This window comes from Klebsiella sp. 10982, from assembly GCF_048589245.1.
GTDB lineage: Bacteria > Pseudomonadota > Gammaproteobacteria > Enterobacterales > Enterobacteriaceae > Klebsiella > Klebsiella quasivariicola.
In genome coordinates, this window is sequence record NZ_JBMAXV010000049.1 from 1 (window position 1) to 14,880 (window position 14,880).

Consider the following 14,880-nt stretch of genomic DNA (forward strand, 5'->3'; position numbering starts at 1 on the left):
AGTCAGGGTAGTTTTACCATGGTCAACGTGGCCGATAGTACCAACGTTGACGTGCGGTTTTGTACGTTCAAATTTTTCTTTAGACACGGCTATATTCCTTACTATAGTGCTCTCCCCTTCGGAGAGAGCACGGGACTTAGGTTTTAATCCTGTGGATTATTTACCACGGGCTTCAATAACGGCCTGAGCAACGTTGTTCGGCGCATCATCATACTTCAGGAATTCCATGGTGTATGATGCACGACCTTTGGTCAGAGAACGCAGCTGAGTTGCATAACCGAACATTTCGGACAGCGGTACTTCAGCGTGGATCTTAACGCCGGTTACTTCGGATTCCTGACCGCGCAGCATACCGCGACGACGGCTCAAGTCACCGATAACATCACCAGTGTTCTCTTCCGGAGTTTCTACTTCAACCTTCATGATCGGCTCAAGCAGAACTGGTTTTGCTTTCTTAAAGCCTTCTTTAAAGGCAATAGACGCAGCCAGTTTAAACGCCAGCTCAGAGGAGTCAACGTCGTGGTAAGAACCGAAGTGCAGACGGATACCCATATCAACTACCGGGTAACCTGCCAGCGGACCAGCTTTCAGCTGTTCCTGGATGCCTTTATCAACGGCCGGGATGTATTCGCCAGGAATTACACCACCTTTGATGTCGTTGATGAACTCGTAACCTTTCGGGTTAGAGCCCGGCTCCAGCGGGTACATGTCGATCACAACGTGACCGTACTGACCACGACCACCAGACTGCTTGGCGTGTTTACCTTCGATATCGGTAACTTTCTGGCGAATCGCTTCGCGGTAAGCAACCTGAGGTTTACCGACGTTCGCTTCAACGTTGAATTCACGCTTCATACGGTCAACGATGATGTCGAGGTGCAGCTCACCCATACCGGCGATAATAGTCTGGTTAGACTCTTCGTCAGTCCATACGCGGAAAGACGGGTCTTCTTTAGCCAGACGACCCAGAGCCAGACCCATTTTTTCCTGGTCAGCTTTGGTTTTCGGCTCAACGGCGATGGAGATTACCGGCTCAGGGAATTCCATACGCTCCAGAATGATCGGCGCATCCGGATCACACAGGGTATCACCAGTGGTTACGTCTTTCAGACCGATAGCAGCAGCGATGTCGCCCGCGCGAACTTCTTTGATCTCTTCACGTTTGTTAGCGTGCATCTGTACGATACGACCGAAACGCTCACGTGCAGCTTTCACGGAGTTCAGGACGGTATCACCAGAGTTAACCACACCGGAGTACACGCGGAAGAAGGTCAGGTTACCAACAAACGGGTCGGTAGCGATTTTGAACGCCAGTGCAGAGAACGGCTCTTCGTCGCTTGCGTGACGCTCAGCCGGAGTATCTTTACCGTCGTCCAGGATACCGTTGATCGCAGGTACGTCAACCGGGGATGGCAGGTAATCAATTACCGCATCCAGCATCGCCTGAACACCTTTGTTCTTGAACGCAGAACCACAGGTTACCAGGATGATTTCGTTGTTCAGAACGCGCTGACGCAGAGCTTTTTTGATCTCTTCTTCAGTCAGTTCTTCACCACCCAGGTATTTTTCCATCAGCTCTTCAGAAGCTTCAGCTGCGGATTCGATCAGGTTCTGGTGCCATTCGTCAGCCAGATCCTGCATGTCAGCCGGGATATCTTCGTATTCGAAGGTTACGCCCTGGTCTGCATCGTTCCAGTTGATGGCTTTCATTTTCACCAGGTCAACAACGCCGGTGAAACCTTCTTCAGCACCAATTGCCAGCTGCAGCGGAACCGGGTTCGCGCCCAGACGGGTTTTGATCTGACCAACAACTTTCAGGAAGTTAGCGCCCATGCGGTCCATTTTGTTAACGAACGCGATGCGCGGAACTTTATATTTGTTTGCCTGACGCCATACGGTTTCAGACTGCGGCTGAACACCACCAACTGCGCAGTAAACCATTACCGCACCATCAAGAACACGCATGGAACGTTCTACTTCGATTGTGAAGTCAACGTGCCCCGGGGTGTCGATGATGTTTACACGGTGCGGTTCATACTGTTTGGCCATACCAGACCAGAATGCAGTAGTCGCAGCGGAAGTGATGGTGATACCACGTTCCTGCTCCTGCTCCATCCAGTCCATGGTAGCGGCGCCGTCATGAACTTCACCGATTTTGTGGTTTACACCGGTGTAGAACAGAATACGTTCGGTAGTAGTGGTTTTACCGGCGTCGATGTGCGCACTGATACCGATGTTACGGTAGCGTGCGATGGGTGTTGTACGAGCCATTTGATTCCTCGTTTATTTCTTTAGGCGTTCAGTTAAGTTATCCAGAGCGGGCGACTCATCTGAAGCGCCCGCCTGGTGACTATGACTCCGAAGGGATTACCAACGGTAGTGTGCGAACGCCTTGTTGGCTTCGGCCATACGGTGAACGTCTTCACGTTTCTTAACTGCAGTACCTTTGTTGTCTGCAGCATCAGTGAGTTCGTTCGCCAGGCGCAGAGCCATGGATTTATCACCGCGTTTACGAGCAGCTTCAACGATCCAACGCATTGCCAGGGCATTACGACGAACCGGACGGACTTCAACTGGAACCTGATAAGTAGAACCACCTACGCGGCGGGACTTAACTTCGACAGTCGGGCGCACGTTTTCGAGCGCAACTTCGAAGGCTTCCAGTTCAGATTTACCAGAGCGCTGAGCCAGGGTCTCCAGCGCGCTGTATACGATAGTTTCTGCAGTAGATTTTTTACCATCTACCATCAGGATGTTGACAAATTTAGCCAGCAGTTCTGATCCGAACTTCGGATCCGGCAGAATTTTACGCTGACCAATGACGCGACGACGTGGCATGGAAATACTCCGTTGTTAATTCAGGATTGTCCAAAACTCTAAGAGTTTAGTATGACATTAAGATAAATCAGTTTGGCCTTACTTAACGGAGAACCATTAAGCCTTAGGACGCTTCACGCCATACTTGGAGCGAGCCTGCTTACGGTCTTTAACGCCGGAGCAGTCAAGCGCACCACGAACGGTGTGGTAACGAACACCCGGAAGGTCTTTAACACGACCGCCACGGATCAGGATCACGGAGTGCTCCTGCAGGTTGTGACCTTCACCACCGATGTAGGAGGTGACTTCGAAACCGTTAGTCAGACGCACACGGCAAACTTTACGCAGTGCGGAGTTCGGTTTCTTAGGAGTGGTGGTATATACGCGAGTACATACGCCACGTTTCTGCGGGCAGGCTTCCAGCGCTGGCACGTTGCTCTTTGCAACTTTGCGCGCGCGTGGTTTGCGTACCAGCTGGTTAATTGTTGCCATTAAATAGCTCCTGGTTTTAGCTTTTGCTTCGTAAACACGTAATAAATCGCCTCATATATTATGAGGACGCAGAATTTTAGGGCGGTGCCGAAAAGGTGTCAAGAAATATACAACGATCCCGCCATCACCAGGCCAACTGACCGGCATGTTTGACCGTGAGTCTGACGAAATCAGTATAGCTAACCCTGCCGACACTGTCCGCAATTTGACCAGCGAGCCCGCGGGCGTCAACGTCGTCTTGCAGCACGTAAAGGGTTATGGGGGCGGATTGCAGGATCTCAAGGAAGCGGCCACCGGCGATGGCCGCCGTGACGCCATCAGACAGCAGTAACAGATCGTCACCGTGCTCCATCAAACGAAGCATTGCTGCGATGTCGGCATGCCAGGGAGAAATACTGAGCGTATGGAGCATGGGGGCCTCAGAAACGCAAAATCACATCAAATTCATGCAGACGGGCGCGCAGGGCATCCGATGCCAGGCATTCGACATCCACCACCCACGGGGTCGCGGGGTCCAGACCGCGCTCTCGCGCGGAGTCGACGCACAGCCAACACTGATCGATATCGTATAGCGACAGCAATTTAAAGGTGGCGATGTAGTCGCGGGCCAGTACCACGCCAGGCTGCTGTTCGGGCAATAGCTGAAACACGCCGTCACCCACGAAAAAAACGCCAATCTCGTCAGTAAGGGCGGAGGTGGCTAATAAGGCATCCAGGCCTTCTCTGCCGGCGGCACTGCCGTGCGGCGCGGAGGAAAAAACAAAAGCCACACGTTTCATCAGAACTGTACCATCCGATCGCAAGTTAGCGCCGCCTCTGCCAGCGCACCGAGTCCGCTAAGCATAAAACCCGGCTGTAGGTTGTGGCCAGGCAACGCGAGCTGTTGCGCTTCACGTTCGTCGGTTACGCCACGGCGCAGAGCCGCCGCCACGCAAATATGCAGCGCGACGCCGTGCTCATTGTGGAGGGATTGCCACCCACGCACCAGATCGAACTCATCGCTGGCAGGCGCCGTCAGCTGGTTAGCGTTAAGCACGCCTTCGCGATAGAAAAAAACGCACGCCAGTTCATGACCTTCCTGCAGCACGGCCTGGGCAAACTGCCAGGCGCTGCTTGCCTGCTGCGTCCCATAGGCAGGACCGGTCACCGTGAGGGCAAAACGCATTACTTATCCAGCCCCTGGAAATCGCCGCTCTTGAACTGACGAATATAGAGGTAGACGGTGTGCTTGGAGATGTTCAGACGATCGGCTACCTGGTTAATAGCGTCTTTAATATCGAAGATCCCTTTCTCGTAGAGATTCAGCACGATTTGGCGGTTTTTCGCATTGTTAGACACGCTACGATCGGCATTCACCTCTTCAATGGTAAATTCAAGCGTCTGGGCGACCAAATCATCAACCGAGGAAGCAAAGTTCACCGGCGAGTTAACTTCAGGCGTTTCTGGCGGAATAAAGGTGCTCATAATCTGGGAAAACGGGACATCCAGATTCATGTTGATGCACAGCAGACCAATCACCCGGTGATCGCGGTTGCGGATGGCAATCGTCACCGATTTCATCAGTACACCGCTTTTGGCGCGGGTAAAATAGCATTTGGAAACGCTGCTATCGGCGCCCGTCATATCGTGCAGCATGCGCAGCGCAAGATCGGTAATCGGTGAACCGATTTGGCGGCCGGTATGTTCACCATTGGCGATACGGATGGCAGAGCATTTCAGATCCTGCAAAGAATGCAGCACGATTTCACAGTGCGAACCGATGAGCATCGCCAACCCGTCCACCACCGCTTCATAAGATTTGAGAATATCGAAATCGGTCTGGTCAAAGGGACGTTGATCCAGCAGGTCAAGCTCGCTGGTTTCATTGGTTAAAAGCGACCTGGACATGAAAAAAAGCACTCCTTTTCAGGAGCCTGTCGTTATTGTCAGGGCAGGCTCATCATCATTATTAAGCTATCTAAAGTAATACAGCGCCTGAGGATCTTTCCAGTTTTAATTATATCTGCGCTCAATAAAAAAGCCGCCGCCTCTGACGAGACGGCGGCCTGAACCCGATTACTTCTTAGCGTCAGCTTTCGCATCTGCGGCTTTCGCTTCGCCAGCGGCTTCCGGCTGAGCGTCTGCCTTCGGCGCCGGTTTGATATCCAGCAGCTCTACGTCAAAGACCAGCGTAGAGTTGGCCGGGATCCCCGGAACGCCGGTTTTGCCGTACGCCAGATCTGGCGGAATGACCAGCTTGATTTTGCCGCCTTTCTTGATGTTCTTCAGGCCTTCAGTCCAGCCCGGGATCACACCGTCGAGACGGAAAGAGAGCGGTTCGCCGCGGGTATAAGAGTTATCAAACTCTTTACCGTCGATCAGAGTACCTTTGTAGTTAACCACGACGGTGTCGCTGTCTTTCGGCGCATCACCAGTGCCTTCTTTCTCGACCTTATACAGCAGGCCAGTTTTCGAGGTTTTCACGCCCTTCTCTTTGGCAAAGCTGTCACGGAACGCTTTACCTTTGGTTTCGTTCTCAGTCGCGTCTTTTTCCATTTTCTGCTGAGCGGCGGTCTTCACGCGGGTCTCAAAGGCCTGCAGAGTCTGTTCGATCTCCTGGTCGGACAGCTTGCTCTTATCGGCAAACGCGTCCTGTACGCCGGCGATAAGCTGAGCTTTATCCAGCTTAATACCCAGCTTTTCTTGTTCTTTCAGAGAGTTTTCCATGTAACGCCCCAGGGACGCGCCCAGCGCATAGGCAGATTTCTGATCGTCATTTTTAAATGCCGATTTACTCTCAGCCGCCGGGGCTGCCTTCGCCGCCGTATCTGCAGCAAAGGTCAGCGGTGCATTCAGGGCGACGGCCATTGTGGTCGCCAGCAGCGTTACTTTAAACAGTGATTTCATCCATTTCTCCAGGGCCGGGGCCTCTCACCCCAGGGTTAGCGTAAAAAGCAAAAAAAGTACTATAGAACGTTGCCGTAAAAATCTACATACGGACGTTCCTGAATATCGCCTCTTTTAGGACTATTTTTGTATGAATAAGTTTCCTGTCCAACGCAGCGATGCTGCGCGAAAAGAGAAACTTAAGTAGAATCCGCCCGCAGGATCAGACTAAAGAGGTTACCCATGCACGATAGCACATTAGAAACGCGCCTTGCGGAGCTGGAAAGCCGGCTGGCGTTTCAGGAAATCACCATCGAAGACCTCAATAAAACCGTGACCGCCCACGAGATAGAGATGGCGAAGATGCGCGAACATATGCGTCTGATGATCGAAAAGCTGAAAGCAACTCAACCTTCCCATATCGCCTCCCAGGCGGAAGAGACGCCACCGCCACACTATTAAGGCGTAAAAAAAGCGGGTTTCCCCGCTTTTTTGTCGTCTCCGTGCAAAGCGCGAAGATTAGTGGCAGCCGCAGCCACCGTGGCCGCCGCAGCCGCCTTTACCGTGCTCGTGGCCATGGTCGTGACCGTGACCACCGCAGCAACCATCGTGACCATGATCGTGGTCGTGGTCGTGGCCATGCGCGCCGTGCACGTGACCGTGCTCCAGTTCTTCAGCGGTTGCTTCGCGAATGGCGACGACTTCCACATTGAACTTCAGGTTCTGGCCTGCCAGCATGTGGTTGCCATCAACCACCACATGGTCGTCTTCAACTTCAGTGATTTCTACTGGTACTGGACCCTGATCGGTTTCCGCCAGGAAGCGCATACCAACCTGCAGTTCATCAACGCCCATAAAGACGTCTTTAGGAACACGCTGCACCAGGTTTTCGTCATACTGACCGTAAGCGTCGTTAGCGCCGACGGCTACGTCAAATTTGTCGCCCACTTCGTGGCCATCCAGCGCGTTTTCCAGACCGGAAATCAGGGAGCCGTGACCGTGCAGGTAATCCAGCGGCGCGCTTACCGGAGACTCATCAACCAACACACCGTCTTCTGTACGTACCTGATAGGCCAGGCTGACCACCAGGTCTTTTGCTACTTTCATGATATCTCCTGAGATGGGAAGAATAGTGGCGCAGATTGTAGCGGAATTCTGCAGCCGTGTACCCTTTAGCTTAAAAAAAGCCGACGGATAACGCTAGTCGGGATGAAAAATGCCAATCACTTGCTCCTCTTTGCGTACATGCTCACGGGCCTCTTTATCCGCCTCACGCATCTGATGGCCGCACTTAACGCATTCAACAACATCGACATTATTCTCACGCCACATCGCCAGCGAATCCTGCGCCTGGCACGCCGGACATTTCGCCCCGGCAATAAAACGTTTACGCACTGCCATATGATTTACCTTTATTCAAACTCGTCCCAGCCGTCCAGCTGCCGGCTCTCTTTCTGCATTTCACGCTGAAAAATCTCTTCCAGTTCGCGTCGGGCCTCCCGCACGCGTGATATCTGTACCGTATCAGTATGCACCGGCATTAACTCACGCAGCATTCGCATATCGAGTCGTCGGAAGTGCAATTGCGCGCGCTGCGCCTGGTGAGGATGCATCCCCAGGGTGATAAGCGCTTTCCGTCCCAGCTCCAGCGCACTGGAGAAGGTTTCACGAGAGAACTGCGTCACACCGGCCTGCAGCAGCTCATGCGCCTCGACGCGTCCACGGGCGCGGGCGAGAATATGCAGATGTGGAAAGTGTTGTTGACACATTTCCACCAGCCGCATGGTGTCTTCCGGCTCATTGCAGGTGATGACGATCGACTGCGCCTCTTCCGCTCCCGCCGAGCGCAGCAGCTCCAGTTGGGTAGCATCGCCAAAATAGACTTTATAGCCATAGTTACGCATGAGGTTCACCGCGCTGATGTCCCGCTCCAGCACCGTAATTCGCATCTTGTTAGCCATCAACAGACGACCAATAACCTGGCCAAAGCGACCAAACCCGACAATGATCACCTGCGGCTTGTCATCCTCGACCCACGGCGCCTCATCCGTATCGTCCGCTGGATTCAGCCGTCGAGACAATAGCTTATCTATCCCCTTCATCAGCAGCGGCGTGGTCATCATCGACAACGTCACCGACACCAGCAGCAGCGCCATCTGATCGTGCTGGAACAACCGTTGAGACGCGGGTAGCGAAAAGAGAACAAATGCGAACTCGCCGCCCTGGCTTAATACGCCCGCAAACTGCATCCGTTCTGAACTTCGCAGGCCATAGAGACGAGCCAGCAGATAGAGCACCAGCATTTTTACCGCCACCAGCACCGCCACGCTAACTGCCACCCACAGCAGATGGGTGTAAAGCACGCCAAGGTTCAGCGCCATGCCGACGGAGATAAAGAACAACCCGAGCAGCAGCCCCTTGAACGGATCGATAGCGATTTCCAGTTCGTGGCGATATTCACTTTCCGCCAGCAGTACGCCGGCGATAAAGGTGCCCAGCGCCATCGACAGCCCCAGCGCCTCCATAAACAGAGCAGAGCCGAGGACTAACAGCAGCGTGGCGGCAGTGAATACTTCCCTGACCCCCGAGCTGGCGATAAAGCGGAACACCGGCCGTAGCAGATAGCGTCCGCCAATCAGCATCCCGGCAAACGCCAGAACCTTCATGCCGACCGTCAGCCAGTTCACATGCTCGTCCGCTGAACCGGCCAGCAGGGGCACCAGCGCCAGCGCCGGGATCACCGCCAGATCCTGAAACAGCAGCACCGAAAAGCCTAACTGCCCCGATTCGCTGCGGCTCATTCCCTTCTCGCGCATCAGCTGCAGCGCCATCGCGGTGGAAGACATCGCCAGGCCGATCCCGCCAACCACGGCCGCCTGCCATGAAAACCCGGTCGTCATCAGCAGGCCACCGAGGATCGCGGCGCTGAGCATCACCTGTGCCGCACCAACGCCGAAGATAGAGCTTCGCAGTCGCCATAGCTTGGCCGGATTCAGCTCGAGGCCGATGATAAACATCAGAAACACCACGCCAAGCTCAGAGAAATGGAGAATTTCATCCACATCGCTGATAAACCCGAGCCCCCATGGGCCAATGGCAATCCCGGCCAACAGATAGCCCAGCACTGCGCCAATCCCCAGTCTTGACGCCAGAGGAACGGCGATGACAGCCGCGAACAAAAACAGCACCCCAGCCAGCAGCAAATCAGATCCCGCCATGGACACCTCCGGCGGCAACAGGATTGGCCAGCCAGTCCCGGTAGGCCCGGGCGCGGCTGCGCAACTCCTCTGGCTGTTGTCGCCGTGCCCAGTAGACGATAATAGGGCTCATCCAGTGCATACGACACATACCGGCAGTCAGTTCAAAAGGACGTAAAATATCATTCATTGGATAGCGATTGGCATCGCGACGGTAGGCGCTCTCAGGCTCACCGGTGGTGATCACACTACGCCAGTACTTTCCCGCCAGTTGGTTCCCCCCAGCGCCGCTGGCGAAGCCGCGGCTTAATACACGATCCAGCCACTCCTTGAGCAGTGCCGGACAGCTCCAGGTGTATAAAGGATGCTGGAAAACGATCACCTCATGCTGGCGCAGCAGGTCCTGTTCATGAGCGATATCGATAAAAAAATCCGGATAGTGCGCGTAGAGATCGTGCACGGTGACGTTCGGCAACTGTAAGGCCGGCTCTAATAAGACCCGGTTGGCCACGGAATCCTGAGATTCTGGGTGGGCATACAGCAGCAACACTTTCGCTGTCTGAGACATCATTCCCCTCCCGTAGGTCTTCTGGCGGCCTGCACAGCCCCGGCGTTTTGACACAGCCAGAATGACTTTGTGTATCGTCTTCGTTTTGGGCTACCATGGCGGCCCGGTGAAGCGATTCGCTTCCACACTACATTATCATAATGACAAATTAACATAGTCTGAACATACGGCGCCTTATGATTGTTTTCTCCTCGTTACAAATTCGTCGCGGCGTACGCGTCCTGCTGGACAACGCCACCGCTACCATCAATCCTGGCCAAAAGGTCGGTCTGGTGGGTAAAAACGGCTGCGGGAAATCGACGCTGCTATCGCTTTTGAAAAACGAGATAAGCGCTGACGGCGGCAGTATGACCTTTCCCGGCAACTGGCAGCTGGCCTGGGTGAATCAGGAAACCCCGGCGCTACCGCAGCCGGCCATCGATTATGTCATTGACGGCGATCGGGAATACCGCCAGCTGGAGGCCGCGCTCCAGCTGGCTAACGAACGCAACGATGGCCATGCTATCGCCACCGTCCACGGTAAGCTGGACGCCATCGACGCCTGGACCATCCGTTCCCGCGCCGCCAGCCTGCTGCACGGTCTGGGGTTCAGCAATGAACAGCTTGAGCGGCCGGTCAGCGATTTTTCCGGCGGCTGGCGTATGCGCCTTAACCTCGCCCAGGCGCTGATCTGCCGCTCCGACCTGCTACTGCTCGACGAACCGACTAACCACCTCGACCTTGATGCGGTGATCTGGCTGGAGAAGTGGCTGAAAGGCTACACGGGAACACTGATCCTGATCTCCCATGATCGCGATTTTCTCGATCCTATCGTCGACAAAATTATCCATATCGAACAGCAGACGATGTTTGAGTACACCGGCAACTACAGCTCGTTCGAAGTGCAGCGCGCCACCCGGCTCGCTCAGCAGCAGGCGATGTACGAAAGCCAGCAGCAGCGCGTCGCGCATCTGCAAAGCTATATCGATCGCTTCCGCGCTAAGGCCACCAAGGCCAAGCAGGCGCAAAGCCGTATCAAAATGCTGGAGCGAATGGAGCTTATCGCCCCGGCGCACGTGGATAACCCGTTCCACTTCAGCTTCCGCCAGCCGGAGAGCCTGCCTAACCCGCTGCTGAAGATGGAGAAAGTCAGCGCTGGCTACGGCGAGCGTATTATTCTCGACTCCATCAAGCTCAACCTGGTGCCGGGATCGCGTATTGGCCTGCTGGGCCGCAACGGCGCCGGGAAGTCGACGCTGATTAAGCTGCTGGCAGGCGAACTCCAGCCCGTAAGCGGCGAGATCGGCCTCGCGAAAGGCATCAAGCTCGGCTACTTTGCCCAGCATCAGCTGGAGTTCCTGCGCGCCGATGAGTCGCCGCTGCAGCACCTGGCGCGCCTGGCGCCGCAGGAGCTGGAGCAGAAGCTGCGCGATTATCTGGGCGGCTTTGGCTTCCAGGGGGATAAGGTCAGCGAAGAGACCCGCCGCTTCTCCGGTGGCGAAAAAGCGCGCCTGGTGCTGGCCCTGATCGTCTGGCAGCGCCCTAACCTGCTGCTGCTCGATGAACCGACCAACCACCTTGACCTCGATATGCGTCAGGCCTTAACCGAAGCGCTGATCGACTTTGAAGGGGCGCTGGTGGTCGTGTCGCACGATCGCCACTTGATCCGCTCCACCACCGACGATCTGTACCTCGTCCACGATGGTAAAGTCGAGCCGTTTGACGGCGATCTGGAAGATTATCAGCAGTGGCTCAGCGACTCGCAAAAACAGGAGTCCCAGAGCGGCGAGGCGCCAAAAGAGAGCGGCAACAGCGCCCAGGCGCGCAAGGACCAGAAGCGGCGGGAAGCGGAGCTGCGCAGCCAGACCCAACCGCTGCGCAAAGAGATCGCCCGCCTGGAAAAAGAGATGGACAAGCTCAACGCACAGTTGGCCAGTGCGGAAGAAAAGCTTGGCGACAGTGAGCTTTATGACGCCTCACGTAAAGCCGAGCTGACCGAATGCCTGCAGCAGCAGGCCAGCGCGAAGTCCGGGCTGGAGGAGTGCGAAATGGCCTGGCTGGAGGCTCAGGAGCAGCTGGAACAGATGCTTCAGGAAGGCTAATATTTACTTCCTCATCCTGCCTGCGCGTACGCTGCCGCTGGCAGGGTGGGTTTCTGCCCTCTCCATGGCCTGGCCATCAGTGACATCAATAGGTTGTCTTTGCTGTACCTGGCGTCACTGGCCACAAGACCACATATTGGCTAACCTGTGCGCGCCCTGCGCGGTATAGTCATCATCACGTTTATTAATTGTTCTGGTGCTATGGTTGAAATCATCCCCACAGATATGACGCCCCCCGAAAACGATTCGCGTGAGTTCCATCCGATGCGCGGCGTGGGCAATCGTCATCTGCAAACCATGCTGCCGCGGCTGATCCGCCGTAAATTGCGCTTCACTCCGCACTGGCAGCGCCTTGAGCTGCCGGACGGCGATTTTGTCGATCTGGCCTGGAGCGAAGACCCGCACCAGGCGCAACATAAGCCGCGCCTGGTCGTGTTTCATGGTCTGGAAGGCAGTCTGCACAGCCCGTACGCCCATGGTCTGATCCACGCGGCGATGCAGCGCGGCTGGCTGGGCGTAGTCATGCATTTTCGCGGCTGCAGCGGCGAACCTAACCGCAATCACCGCATCTATCACTCCGGTGAAACGGAAGATGGCACCTGGTTTCTGCACTGGCTACAGCGCGAGTTTGGCCCCGCGCCGACCGCGGCCGTCGGCTATTCACTGGGCGGCAATATGCTGGGCTGCCTGCTGGCAGAAGAAGGCGACCGCTGCCCGCTGGATGCCGCGGTGATCGTCTCCGCGCCTTTTATGCTGGAAGCCTGCAGCTATCATATGGATAAGGGCTTCTCGCGGGTTTATCAGCGCTATTTGCTCAACCTGTTAAAAGCTAACGCCTCACGCAAGCTGAAAGCGTATCCGGGCTCGCTGCCCGTCGATTTACGTCAACTCAAAGGGATGCGCCGCATCCGGGAATTTGACGATATGATCACCGCGAAAATCCATGGCTTCGCCGATGCGCTGGATTATTACCGACAATGCAGCGCCATGCCGCGGCTCAGCGATATCACTAAGCCGACGCTAATCATTCACGCGAAAGACGATCCGTTTATGGACCACCACTCCATACCGCCGCAGGAGCAACTGCCGGCGAACGTTGAGTATCAGTTAACTGAGCAAGGCGGTCACGTTGGTTTCGTCGGCGGCACCCTGCGTAAGCCGGAGATGTGGCTGGAAAGACGCATCCCGGACTGGTTAAACCGTTGGCTGGAGGTCCCCGTATGATTATTCCCTGGCAGGATCTGGATCCCGAAACGCTGGATAACCTGATTGAAAGCTTTGTGTTACGTGAAGGCACCGATTATGGTGAACATGAACGTTCACTTGCCGATAAAGTCGCCGATGTAAAACAGCAGCTGAAACGCGGAGAGGCGGTCCTTGTGTGGTCGGAACTGCATGAGACGGTCAATATTATGCCGCGCACGCTGTTTAACGGCTAAGGCGACGCCACTACATCGTTTAACCAGGGAGTTGTTATGTCTGCCAAACATCCGGTGATCGCCGTCACGGGCTCCAGCGGCGCGGGCACTACCACCACCAGCCTTGCCTTTCGCAAAATCTTCGCGCAGCTAAACCTGCACGCCGCGGAGGTGGAAGGCGACAGCTTTCATCGCTACACCCGCCCGGAAATGGACATGGCGATCCGCAAGGCGCGGGATCAGGGCAAACATATCAGCTACTTTGGCCCCGAGGCGAACGACTTCGGCCTGCTGGAGCAGACCTTTGTCGACTATGGCCGCCACGGAAAAGGCCAGTCGCGGAAATACCTGCACACCTATGACGAAGCCGTACCGTGGAATCAGGTGCCGGGCACCTTCACTCCCTGGCAGCCGCTGCCAGAGCCGACGGATGTGCTGTTCTATGAGGGGCTGCACGGCGGGGTTGTCACACCGCAACATGATGTGGCCAGCCAGGTCGACCTGCTGGTCGGCGTGGTGCCTATCGTTAACCTCGAGTGGATCCAAAAGCTAATTCGCGACACCAGCGAGCGCGGCCACTCCCGCGAGGCGGTGATGGACTCGGTCGTCCGCTCGATGGAAGACTACATCAACTTCATTACGCCGCAATTTTCCCGTACCCATATCAACTTTCAGCGCGTGCCGACGGTGGACACCTCCAACCCGTTTGCCGCCAAAGCGATCCCCTCGCTGGACGAGAGCTTTGTGGTGATCCATTTCCGCAATCTGCAGAATATCGACTTCCCGTGGCTGCTGGCGATGCTGCAGGGGTCGTTTATCTCGCACATGAACACCCTGGTGGTGCCGGGCGGTAAAATGGGGCTGGCGATGGAGCTTATCATGACGCCGCTGGTCGAGCGCCTGATGGAAGGCCGTAAGATAGGCTAACCGAAAAAACCCCGGTCAGGCCGGGGTTGAGATTTGATACAACAGCAGGCAAAGACTATGCCTCGATCACTTCATAGGAGTGGGTGATCTTCACCGCTTTTTCCAGCATCAGCGCCACCGAGCAGTATTTCTCTGCCGACAGATCCACTGCCCGGGAGACGGCGGCATCTTTCAGCGCCTTGCCGGTCACGATAAAGTGCAGATTAATATGCGTGAACAGACGCGGCGCCTCTTCGCGGCGCTCAGAGGTCAGCTTCACTTCGCAGTTGGTCACGTCGTGGCGACCTTTTTGCAATATGGAGACCACATCGATCGCGCTGCAACCGCCCGCCGCCATTAGCACCATCTCCATCGGGCTGGGAGCCTTATCCCCGGAGTTGCCATCCATCAGAATCTGGTGTCCTGATGCGGACTCCCCGATAAAGGTTAACCCTTCTACCCATTTCACACGCGCTTGCATAAAATTTAACTCCAGTATCGCAATATTCCTGTCAGATTACGCGCACATAACAATT

Annotated in this window: 19 protein-coding genes; 5 read left to right on the top strand and 14 right to left on the bottom strand. The window is 55.4% G+C overall.

Features of this window, described 5'->3' with window-relative positions:
- The 9 genes from ACKLKD_RS24235 to fkpA all read right to left on the bottom strand — a co-directional run.
- Positions 1 to 87 (bottom strand): GTP-binding protein (locus ACKLKD_RS24235; RefSeq protein WP_002436303.1); only part of this gene is annotated, 87 nt, incomplete at its 3' end.
- 69 nt (positions 88 to 156) lie between these two features.
- The gene (gene fusA, locus ACKLKD_RS24240) at positions 157 to 2,271 is read right to left on the bottom strand and encodes an elongation factor G (RefSeq protein ID WP_025711918.1); all 2,115 of its coding nucleotides are present in this window, start codon (positions 2,269 to 2,271) and stop codon (positions 157 to 159) included.
- A gap of 96 nt (positions 2,272 to 2,367) precedes the next feature.
- Positions 2,368 to 2,838: a 30S ribosomal protein S7 gene (gene rpsG / locus ACKLKD_RS24245; RefSeq protein WP_002920113.1), complete on the bottom strand. Its 471-nt coding sequence runs from the start codon at positions 2,836 to 2,838 to the stop codon at positions 2,368 to 2,370.
- 96 nt (positions 2,839 to 2,934) lie between these two features.
- Positions 2,935 to 3,309, bottom strand: a complete 375-nt coding sequence (gene rpsL, locus ACKLKD_RS24250; RefSeq protein ID WP_002920115.1) for a 30S ribosomal protein S12 — start codon at positions 3,307 to 3,309, stop codon at positions 2,935 to 2,937.
- A 124-nt stretch (positions 3,310 to 3,433) separates the two neighbouring features.
- Positions 3,434 to 3,721, bottom strand: coding sequence for a sulfurtransferase complex subunit TusB (gene tusB, locus ACKLKD_RS24255; RefSeq protein WP_025711917.1), 288 nt, complete (start codon positions 3,719 to 3,721; stop codon positions 3,434 to 3,436).
- A 7-nt stretch (positions 3,722 to 3,728) separates the two neighbouring features.
- Entirely contained in the window at positions 3,729 to 4,088 is a 360-nt protein-coding gene (tusC, locus tag ACKLKD_RS24260) for a sulfurtransferase complex subunit TusC (RefSeq protein ID WP_025711916.1), read from the bottom strand.
- Positions 4,088 to 4,474: a sulfurtransferase complex subunit TusD gene (tusD, locus tag ACKLKD_RS24265; protein WP_025711915.1), complete on the bottom strand. Its 387-nt coding sequence runs from the start codon at positions 4,472 to 4,474 to the stop codon at positions 4,088 to 4,090. Before tusD ends, tusC begins: the two co-directional genes overlap by 1 nt.
- Entirely contained in the window at positions 4,474 to 5,196 is a 723-nt protein-coding gene (locus ACKLKD_RS24270) for a helix-turn-helix transcriptional regulator (RefSeq protein ID WP_002920130.1), read from the bottom strand. Before ACKLKD_RS24270 ends, tusD begins: the two co-directional genes overlap by 1 nt.
- A gap of 168 nt (positions 5,197 to 5,364) precedes the next feature.
- Positions 5,365 to 6,195, bottom strand: a complete 831-nt coding sequence (gene fkpA, locus ACKLKD_RS24275; protein ID WP_025711914.1) for an FKBP-type peptidyl-prolyl cis-trans isomerase — start codon at positions 6,193 to 6,195, stop codon at positions 5,365 to 5,367.
- Between the two features lie 222 nt (positions 6,196 to 6,417).
- Between fkpA and ACKLKD_RS24280 the strand changes: the two genes are divergently transcribed.
- A complete protein-coding gene (locus tag ACKLKD_RS24280) occupies positions 6,418 to 6,636 on the top strand; it encodes a protein SlyX (RefSeq protein ID WP_002920136.1) in 219 nt (72 codons plus the stop codon).
- 57 nt (positions 6,637 to 6,693) lie between these two features.
- On the opposite strand, the gene slyD is transcribed toward ACKLKD_RS24280, so the two are convergent.
- From slyD to kefG, 4 genes are all read right to left on the bottom strand, one after another.
- Positions 6,694 to 7,281, bottom strand: coding sequence for a peptidylprolyl isomerase (gene slyD / locus ACKLKD_RS24285; RefSeq protein ID WP_025711913.1), 588 nt, complete (start codon positions 7,279 to 7,281; stop codon positions 6,694 to 6,696).
- A gap of 93 nt (positions 7,282 to 7,374) precedes the next feature.
- Positions 7,375 to 7,575 carry a YheV family putative zinc ribbon protein gene (locus ACKLKD_RS24290; protein WP_002920143.1) on the bottom strand — a complete coding sequence of 67 codons (201 nt, stop codon included), beginning with the start codon at positions 7,573 to 7,575 and terminating at the stop codon, positions 7,375 to 7,377.
- An 11-nt stretch (positions 7,576 to 7,586) separates the two neighbouring features.
- Positions 7,587 to 9,392 carry a glutathione-regulated potassium-efflux system protein KefB gene (kefB, locus tag ACKLKD_RS24295; RefSeq protein ID WP_025711912.1) on the bottom strand — a complete coding sequence of 602 codons (1,806 nt, stop codon included), beginning with the start codon at positions 9,390 to 9,392 and terminating at the stop codon, positions 7,587 to 7,589.
- Positions 9,379 to 9,942, bottom strand: a complete 564-nt coding sequence (kefG, locus tag ACKLKD_RS24300; protein WP_025711911.1) for a glutathione-regulated potassium-efflux system ancillary protein KefG — start codon at positions 9,940 to 9,942, stop codon at positions 9,379 to 9,381. Before kefG ends, kefB begins: the two co-directional genes overlap by 14 nt.
- 173 nt (positions 9,943 to 10,115) lie before the next feature.
- On the opposite strand from kefG, the gene ACKLKD_RS24305 reads away from it, so the two are divergent.
- The 4 genes from ACKLKD_RS24305 to ACKLKD_RS24320 all read left to right on the top strand — a co-directional run bounded on the left by ACKLKD_RS24305 (position 10,116) and on the right by ACKLKD_RS24320 (position 14,365).
- Entirely contained in the window at positions 10,116 to 12,020 is a 1,905-nt protein-coding gene (locus tag ACKLKD_RS24305; protein WP_080897517.1) for an ABC transporter ATP-binding protein, read from the top strand.
- Positions 12,021 to 12,245: 225 nt separating this feature from the next.
- Positions 12,246 to 13,244 carry a hydrolase gene (locus ACKLKD_RS24310; protein WP_165931760.1) on the top strand — a complete coding sequence of 333 codons (999 nt, stop codon included), beginning with the start codon at positions 12,246 to 12,248 and terminating at the stop codon, positions 13,242 to 13,244.
- Positions 13,241 to 13,459, top strand: a complete 219-nt coding sequence (locus ACKLKD_RS24315; protein WP_087806093.1) for a YheU family protein — start codon at positions 13,241 to 13,243, stop codon at positions 13,457 to 13,459. The genes ACKLKD_RS24310 and ACKLKD_RS24315 overlap by 4 nt, the downstream gene beginning before the upstream one ends.
- A gap of 36 nt (positions 13,460 to 13,495) precedes the next feature.
- Entirely contained in the window at positions 13,496 to 14,365 is an 870-nt protein-coding gene (locus ACKLKD_RS24320) for a phosphoribulokinase (protein ID WP_025711907.1), read from the top strand.
- 55 nt (positions 14,366 to 14,420) lie between these two features.
- Here ACKLKD_RS24320 and ACKLKD_RS24325 read toward each other — a convergent pair whose 3' ends face one another.
- Complete coding sequence (locus tag ACKLKD_RS24325) at positions 14,421 to 14,825, bottom strand: OsmC family protein (RefSeq protein ID WP_023291180.1); 405 nt, start codon at positions 14,823 to 14,825, stop codon at positions 14,421 to 14,423.
- Between the last annotated feature and the right edge of the window lie 55 nt (positions 14,826 to 14,880).